The sequence below is a fragment of the Aestuariicoccus sp. MJ-SS9 genome, from assembly GCF_032586235.1.
Classification (GTDB): Bacteria; Pseudomonadota; Alphaproteobacteria; order Rhodobacterales; family Rhodobacteraceae; genus Aestuariicoccus.
On sequence record NZ_JAWHTD010000080.1, the window covers coordinates 1 to 8,462 of the forward strand.

Consider the following 8,462-nt stretch of genomic DNA (forward strand, 5'->3'; position numbering starts at 1 on the left):
TCCTCCTGATTGCCAAGGCTCTCGTCCAGCGTCACCGCCGTGCCCGTCGTCGTCACATCCGCAACAGGACCGTCGTCTTGGAAGATCACCGCATCGCCAATCGGAATGCGATCGTCATCCAAATCGTCATCGCCGTCTGTAACCGTGAGCAACGCGTTTATGTAGCTGGTGCCACTATCAGCAACCAGATCAACTCCTTCGTCAAACTTGCTGGGGTCACCATGATAAAGTGACGTGTAGAGGACTGTCCCAACCCAACCCTGATAATTGATGGCTACACCAAGAACTACCTCTGCGGGATTGGTGGCGTCATCCAGAACGAGCTCGCCGCCCGTTACAACACCGGTAACACCCAGGATCACACCCTCTACCTCAATCAAGTAGACCCCGTCACCGCCGGTAGTGCTCAAATCGGTTGCAATGGCACTACCGCCGCCAGCAATCGGAATGATCGTCAAATCGGCTCCACTTAGGTTCAACTCGAGATCGAGAACCACCGAGGAACCTTCCTCATCCGTCCCAACATCAGTCAGAGAATTGATGCCGACAACACCTTCACGATACCCGCTGATCGCATAGTGCTCTCGACCAATGTCGTCGGCAGCGGTCAGAACAGCATCGGAAAGCACACCGTTGAAAAATGTCAACAAGTTGACAATACCAACGCCGCCTGGGTCGTTTATGAAAATAGAGCCGCCCCCACGGTCATTATTCGTCGGGTCGTAAGTTAGTTCGCCATCGGCAGACCGATCTGGCTCCGTCAATGGGTTCCCATCAATATCCTGGCGCCCTACTGTCTCATCCAGCTCAACGGAAATCTCCGGGTTGCGATCCAAAACCGCAACAGGGCCATCATCATCAAACTTGATCCGCGTTCCGATTTCGAACGAGTCTGTGGTCCGTTCGACGATGACGATGTTGCCCACGTCGAATTCAGCTGTATCGCGGTCATTCGGATTGCCGGTGCCATCGTTTTCGATGAAGAGTTGGTTGTGGGGAGTGTCCGTCAGATAGGTGATGGTGTCCCCTGCAACAGCGCCGGAAACCGTGGCCGTCCCGTCTGCGTTCCATTCGACAGAAACGCCATAGACAAGAGGATCGTCCGAATCCGGGTCTGTTGTGCCATCATCATAGAAGGTGATGGTGAAGGGATCCGGAATTTCGTCGGTGCCCCGATCGCCTGACACGGTGATCGTCTTGATCTCAGCGATGTCATCAAGCGCTTGAGTATCATAGGTTACAAAACCGCCCGTGAAGACTGGGTCATCTACAAACCCGTTCCCAATGGAATCGAACGTTTCCGAAAACGTAACTGGCTCACCACTGCGGGAATGGAATTGAGCCTCAAAGGTGCCGTCGCCCATGTCGATCAGGCCGACCCTGATGCCATGCTCGGGGGTCAGCTTGTTGATGAAAAATATCAGGTCGGCAAAGGTATCGCCTTCTTCGGCGGTATAGGTGTACGAGAGGTTTTCACCTGTATCGTCGGTGTCCCCATCACGGTTGAAATCGATGTCGATGCTGAAAGTGTAATCGCCAGGAGTGAGGTCAACAGACCCCGGTTCGCCCGGCAAGGCGATGGAGGCGACGGTTGTCAGTTCCTTGACGCCGTCTGCGTAGATATCTCCAGGAAGAAGGTCTCTGTCGAGGGCGGTGATCTTGACAACGGCAGTATCGCCGCCTTGTGTCTGCACCACATCGAAAGACACTTCTGTGGCCGCAAAATCACTTGGTTCAGGCGTCGAAAATGTATCGCCCCCAATGCCAAAATCGCCCTCAAATTGACTGGAGAAGGTGATCGCATCACCAGTATAAGACTGGATCAGAAGCTCGCCCGTGGCGTCATCGATCTCTGCAGACAGGCCAGACGTAGCGGTAGAGTTGTTGATTTGCGCGACCAGGTCTCGCACAAGGCTACCCGATGCAGTCCAGCTGAAATCACCGAATTCCGAGGAACTGTTGGTGATCGTGTATGTTCCATCCTCGATCGGATCGCTCAAATCCAGCCCGAGAGTAACGAGGTCGATGCGCGTCATGACCACCATGAACTGGATGGTCGATTCCAGGTCCGCCTCGTTTTGATCCAGGCGCGGATCGATTTCTGCGACCGTGTAATTCGGGTTTGTATCCTCGACAAAAGAGATAACGAGGCCGTCACCGCCATAAGGCTCTGCGGTGAGCATCTGGTTGTTCGAGCCAAAGGTCACAGGGCCGCCGCCCTTGCTGGTATTTGCACTGTCCCAGTTGTTCAGACTTTGCCCACCAGAAACGTCAGCGGGATTTTTCCCGGTAACAACGATGGCGACGCCACCGTCTGAGCTTGCGGCTGTGATGTGCAGGTTTTGGCCGGAAGGAACGCCTTCTAGGTCAAAGGTCGTGGCTTGCGTTGCAGAGACGTAGACGAGGTTGTCGAGGATGATATCCGACTCGTCATCTGCGCCGGGTTGCAAGTGGTAGAGGGGCTCATAGAGGGCGGTCCAGAGCTTGCCTCCTGTGATGAAGCCGTTCTCGTCTTCGACGATTTCCATGTAGATGCCGAAAGCGACCGATCCGTCGGGAGCGACGCCAAGGATCAGGTTGGGGTCCTGCTGAGCCTGGAACAGGTAGATATCCTGATCATCGAGCAGATCGATTCCGCTGTTGAACGTTTCCCCAATATCTGCTGGATCGAAGCCGCCACCATCCCAGACGGGGAACGGCACGCCATCAAGGGTCGCGGTCAGTGTCAAACCCGTAAGGAGGGAGTTTTCACTGTCTGCTGTGACCGTGAAGACCTCCTGCCCGGTATCACCTTCAGCACCAGTGTAGCCGCTCAGGGCATACTCGATCGGGTCTCCGAGGCCGGTAAACAATGAGTAGGCTTCTGGGGAAAGTTGGGAAACCAGCCCGGCAGCAATGTCATTGTCGTCCTTGTCGGTTTCACGACCCGTCTCGCCGGTGGTCTCCAGGTTCTGAAGACCCTCCGTTTCGTCCACCATGACATGGACGCCGGTATCCTGAAATTCAGCCATCGTTATTCCCCCAAAATTTCCCGCACGTGAAGCCTAATCGCGCGCGAGCAGCCCTGATCTTCGGCCAGCGAAAACCATCTTTTCGAGGGAATGAGACACCAACGCCGCACTGCCCCTCGACTGTTCGAAGGTGCGCCTGTCGTTGCCTGCCACAATCGTCAAAGCTGGGAGACGTTGATCGCCCCCGAATTATTCGAAAACCAGACTTTGCGGCCGACATCACAAGGTATGCCAACCGCCAAGTGCCAGAATTTCTCAGTTCAAATTAGGGGGCATCATGCCTGCGCGATCTGACCTATGTCAAACATTTGCCATATTTTAGACACACTTAGGGTGGAATCTTAAATATTGCCTCAACTGCGGGAACAATCACCCCCCAGGCGCGGGATTGTTTCCAAGCCTTGCACGATGGGCTGAGAGGCGGTCACTGAGAATCAGCAGTCAGCCTCTTGTTATGCGTTCACGCCCGAGCAAGTTCGTCTTCAGAACATCATCAGAACGGCGCCTGTCTAAGCAGATGAGCGGCACCTTCCGCAACGAAACCGCATCCCAGAACCAGATGGTCAGCGGGCCAGTCTGTAAGCCGACCCTTTCGGGGCCTCAGGTGCAGTCCGTCAGCCTTTTAAAGATCCGTTCGTGCTGGATCGGCAGCTTCGACGCTGCCGCAGACCATCTGGCGAATCTTAACGACAGCACGGAGGCGCCCTTTATTTTCTCCGATGGCTGGCCTACAACGTGATCTGGTCCACTTGACCTGTTAGATCCAAACTTCAGCATTTAAACTGCGTTTTTGAGGTTTTATCGGTGAACTCTGCCTTTACATCAGCCATATTCACTGCGGGCGGGTCGGTTCTTTTCCTGTCGTTTATCACCTGTCTCTTGCTTGTATGGGCGACAGGCAGACACTTTCGGTTGGCCGGCCGTTCTGATGACCTGACATCCATCCAGGCAACCCACACAAAGCCCACGCCGCGGACTGGAGGCATTGGCATCTTCCTCGGAGTGCTTTGCTCACTGTTGTTTGCGCCGGGCGGACTGACAGAGCCTTACGCCAAATTTCTTTTGGCGACATCTATCCTTTTCTGTGCCGGCTTGGCTGAAGACCTGGGATGGCACCAGCCCCCCAAGGTCCGGCTCGCCGCAGCTGTCATGGCCTCCCTGGCAACGATCGTTTTACTTGACGCGTGGATCCCACGGTTAGGCATTCCAGCTCTTGATCCTTTGGCCGGCCACTGGGCCACTGGAGCCGCATTAACGATATTCGTCGTTACCGGGATTTCTAATGGCTTCAACCTGATCGATGGGGTTAACGGGCTGGCGGGGATCGCGGCGCTCTGTGCGACCGTCGCCTTGACGATGATTGCTTCGAATGCGGGTTATGAGGAAATGGTGCTCCTGGCCTCGATGATCGGGTTCTCCATTCTGGGATTTCTCCTGTTGAACTACCCCTTTGGGAAGATCTTCCTTGGCGATGCCGGCGCGTATACTCTGGGTTTTGTTCTGAGTTGGTTCGGCATCAGCATCCTACTCAATTCAACGTCGGTCACTCCCTGGGCAATCCTCTTGTGTTTTTTCTGGCCGGTTGCAGATACGGTTCTCGCCATCTACCGGCGTAAGCGACAGAAAAGGGCTGCAATGCAGCCCGATCGCCTTCACGCGCACCACATGGTAATGCGGGCTCTAGAGAGGCGTGTGTTTCGCGAAAAAGGGCGGCAGATTGTCAATCCACTGACAACCCTTATCCTCGTTCCCTTCGTTGCCGCTCCGCCTCTGACCGGGGTACTTTTGTGGGATCAGACGTTGCCGGCCTTCATCGCCTTTGTCGCCTTTTCCCTGGTTTTCTTTGGTTCCTACCGCATTGCAGCGACGGCGCTGAAAACACGACAGCCCAGTCTGGGGCTTCTTACCGTCAGGACTGATAGCCAATAGATCACGGTTGCAGCGAGAATGATTGCGGACAGAAAGGCTTTGCGACATAGGCAGTAACGGGTTGCCACGCGCCGCTAATCCTCGAGCCTGTCGAACATGTTCTCCATGTGGTTGCGGCGCCGATATCGTCGCTTGTCGTATTTGACGGTCGTCTTTCGTTACTTTCGACCGGGAATACAGGCGCGTAACCTTTTGCCTTTCAATGCTTCTCTGAACCAGCCAGCGTCATACCCTCGACCCCGAGCAGCCATCCGACTTTTGGAATATTGCCCAGCAATGCCCGAGCACCGAAGTAATCGCTAAACTGCCCTGCGATCACAAAGAGATTGAGTTGGCGGCATTCGCCATTGTCGCTCGGACCAATGGCGCGACATGGCTCATCTGTCGCAGATGGCGTGCAACTTGGTATTTATTTCGTCCCTGGCTCGGCCAATCAGGCGGCCACGTCCGCCTTTTGACGCCCATGCTGGAAGCTCTTCGATGAGCCTTCAGTTCGACCGCATCGATCAAGGCGGTCTTCTCTTCGTCGTGCTCGGCGGCGAGACCCGCCATGCCCCCGAGCAACGCGATCGAAATCGAACAGGACCCCCAAGTTTCGGCCGGGTTCGGGTTCTCTCGGCGTTCTGCGTCGAAAACGTTCGAGTTTCGACAAAACCCCACGACTTCGAAATATTTGCCTTGAGACACGACGCCGAGAATTCGCCGCTTTTGAGGCACACTTAAACCGCAATATTCAGGCAAGTTCTTCCGCTGAATCCCAATTCCGTCAACGGGCGCCAGGGGGCGGTGCCTTCCAACAAGGCCAGTCCAGATGGCAAGCAAAGGTAAGGGAAAGGGTGGCTCTGCCGGCGAGGCCCCGCCCGACAGTTCTGACACGGGCATCCCGCTGATTTCAGGCGGAAACGGTAACGATACGCTTTCTGCAATCGGGGGCAGTTTCCTTTTGGAGGGCGGCAAGGGCGACGACGTCTATCTGGTGGACGATGCAGGAGACGTTGTGGTCGAACGACGCAATTCTGGAACCGACGAGGTGCGATCCTTCGTCGACTGGTGGCTGAGCGACAACGTCGAAAACCTGCTGCTGCTTGGCAGCGACGCTCTGAGCGGCTGGGGCAATGACGCCGACAATCGATTGACCGGCAATTCCGCCAACAACCTATTGTCGGGCGGCCTTGGGGATGACACGCTTTCGGGCGGTGGTGGCTCCGACACTCTGGTGGGTGCTGAAGGCACTGACACAGCGATTTTCGATGCGGCCTATGGAGACTATGCCTTTCAATGGGAGGGCGATGCGCTCTGGGTGATTTGGGACGAAGGCGAAGCGCTGCTCGACGGGATCGAGCTTTTGGCTTTTTCGGACCAGATCGTCGAGGCCATACGGATTGAAGACACGCCCCCGACGCTCGTCGCCATAAGCGATGCTGGCTTGGTATCCGAGGACGGGGAACTCACACTCGACGTCCTCGCCAACGACCTTGGTCAAGACATATCGCTGACGTCAGTAAGCGGAGCGGCCATTGGAGCGGTCACGATCAACGGGGACGGGACGATCACCTATCGGCCTGATGCCAATCTCTGGGGCCGTGAGAACATCGTCTACACTGTGACGGACAGTTTCGGACAGATTGCCTCGGCGCAGATCGTGATCGACGTTGCCGCCCAAAATGACGCGCCTCTTGCGCGCAATGACGCGGTCGCGACGCAGGCGGGAAAAATGCTTTTGGGCGCAAGCGTTCTGGGAAACGACTCCGACCCGGACGGCGATGCGCTTGCTGTTGTTTTCGCCGATGCGACAAGCAGGATGGGTGGCTCGGTCACAATGGCAGCCGATGGCAGTTTCACCTATGTGCCTGCAACGGGCTTCTCCGGCGAGGACAGTTTCGTCTACAGGGTGAGCGATGGGCAGGGCGGCGAGGCCCCCGCCCTGGTCACCGTCACCGTGGAACCTGCGCTCAACGATGCGCCGGTCGCCGTCGATGATGTCTTCGAAGCGCAAGGCGGCGTTACTCTGCAAGCCACAGGGCTTTTGGCCAACGACAGCGACCCCGACGGCGATACGTTGAGCGTCCTGGCCTGGTCGGGGACAAGTGCCGAGGGAGGGGTCGTGCAGCTCGGCGCCGATGGCAGCTTCCAGTATACGCCGGCCGCAGGCTTTTCTGGCGAGGACAGCTTTTTTTACACCGTGAGCGACGGGCAGGCCGAAAACACGGCGGTGGTGACACTGAATGTGGCGCCGGAGCCGCAGCAGGAGCCCACCAACGATCCGGAACCGGGGCTGTTCGCAGTGCGGGACGATGTGCTCACTCAGACCGCTGGACTGGGTTTGTCAGCTGTCTCGGTGCTGGAAAATGACACCGCCCCTGAAGGTGGGGCTCTGGAGATCGTCAGTTACGATCGCGTAACGGCCCAGGGCTGGCGGGTGACGATGGGCGCCGATGGCGTATTCCGCTATGACTCTGACGTCGGCTTTGCCGGGCCCGACAGTTTCACCTACACCGTCTCCGACGGGCTGGGCGGTATGGCTACGGCGACGGTAACACTCGACGTTCTGGCGCCAGAAGGGTTGACGGAAGAAATCGCAGCGCTTCTTCCGCGCGACTCCACGTTGCGTGTGAATTATCCCGACGATTTTGGCACGGGACAGGTGGTGACCTACGCCACACCCGATGCGTTGCCCGGCTATGACACTGGGCGCAGCGCGGATAATTACTTCGGGTTCTCCGACGCGGAACGCGCCGTTTTGCGCGAGGTGTTCGACGAGATCGAGGCTTTGACCAATCTTGTCTTCGTTGAGGTGGAACTCGCCGAGGACGCCATGATCAGCCTCGCATTTTCCGATCTGGGCGGTGCGACGCGAGGCGTCGCCTCGGCGCTTCGCGGCCCGGAAGAGGGCACTTTCCGAGGCGATGTCTACCTCGACGACTCGTTGATGGGCCAGGGACTGGAGACCGGGACACAGGCTCGGGAGACGCTTCTACACGAGGTGGCTCATGCCCTGGGCCTTGAGCATCCCGATCTTCCGGTGATGGAGGACACACAACAATTCAGCGTCATGTCCTATGTCGGGCATCTTGGATATTCAGGGCTTGTGACAGGCTACCAGCTCTACGACATCGCAGCGCTGCAATTCCTGTACGGCGCCGATACGGAGACGCGTGCGGGCGACACCATCTATGACGCCACTGCGATTGTCGGCGTGAACGAGACGCTCTGGGACGGAGGAGGGTTGGACACACTCGACCTCTCCGGCGTGAATTTCACCGTACGGCTCGACCTGCGTCCTGGCCAATTCAGTACGACCGTGGCCGACGGCACGGACAATTTGGGTCTGGCCTTCGGCACGGTCATTGAGAATGCGAATGGCGGCGCAGGCGATGACTGGCTGATGGGGAACACTGCAGACAACGTGCTTTCAGGCGGATCGGGGCAGGACAGCTTTGCCTTCGATGGGCGTTGTTGCAGAACTAGGGCTTGAGGCGTGATTGCCCCTTTCCCCGCTGAGATCATGCCACGCGGATGATC

At 57.1% G+C, this 8,462-nt stretch carries 4 protein-coding genes and 1 pseudogene; 3 read left to right on the plus strand and 2 right to left on the minus strand.

Going from position 1 to position 8,462, the window contains the following annotated elements; genetic code table 11:
* Nucleotides 1–3,011, minus strand: a 3,011-nt coding sequence (locus RXV88_RS22615) for a DUF5801 repeats-in-toxin domain-containing protein (RefSeq protein ID WP_316295938.1), incomplete at its 3' end; no start/stop codon positions are given.
* Nucleotides 3,012–3,528: 517 nt separating this feature from the next.
* Here RXV88_RS22615 and RXV88_RS22620 point away from each other — a divergent pair.
* Together RXV88_RS22620 and RXV88_RS22625 are read left to right on the plus strand one after the other, a co-directional pair.
* Nucleotides 3,529–3,750 carry a hypothetical protein gene (locus RXV88_RS22620; RefSeq protein WP_316295940.1) on the plus strand — a complete coding sequence of 74 codons (222 nt, stop codon included), beginning with the start codon at nucleotides 3,529–3,531 and terminating at the stop codon, nucleotides 3,748–3,750.
* A 263-nt stretch (nucleotides 3,751–4,013) separates the two neighbouring features.
* Nucleotides 4,014–4,940, plus strand: coding sequence for an MraY family glycosyltransferase (locus tag RXV88_RS22625; protein WP_316295942.1), 927 nt, complete (start codon nucleotides 4,014–4,016; stop codon nucleotides 4,938–4,940).
* On the opposite strand, the pseudogene RXV88_RS22630 reads toward RXV88_RS22625, so the two are convergent.
* Nucleotides 4,931–5,492 (minus strand): annotated as a pseudogene (locus RXV88_RS22630) (transposase); the annotation flags it as partial. The gene RXV88_RS22625 and the pseudogene RXV88_RS22630 sit on opposite strands and share 10 nt — an antisense overlap.
* Nucleotides 5,493–5,751: 259 nt before the next feature.
* Here RXV88_RS22630 and RXV88_RS22635 point away from each other — a divergent pair.
* Nucleotides 5,752–8,415: an Ig-like domain-containing protein gene (locus tag RXV88_RS22635; protein ID WP_316295941.1), complete on the plus strand. Its 2,664-nt coding sequence runs from the start codon at nucleotides 5,752–5,754 to the stop codon at nucleotides 8,413–8,415.
* Nucleotides 8,416–8,462: the final 47 nt, after the last annotated feature.

Bases quoted from the DNA above. Each gene is read 5' to 3' on its own strand.
- RXV88_RS22620 (WP_316295940.1), top strand. From the start codon at position 3,529: ATGAGCGGCACCTTCCGCAACGAAACCGCATCCCAGAACCAGATGGTC.
- RXV88_RS22635 (WP_316295941.1), top strand. From the start codon at position 5,752: ATGGCAAGCAAAGGTAAGGGAAAGGGTGGCTCTGCCGGCGAGGCCCCG.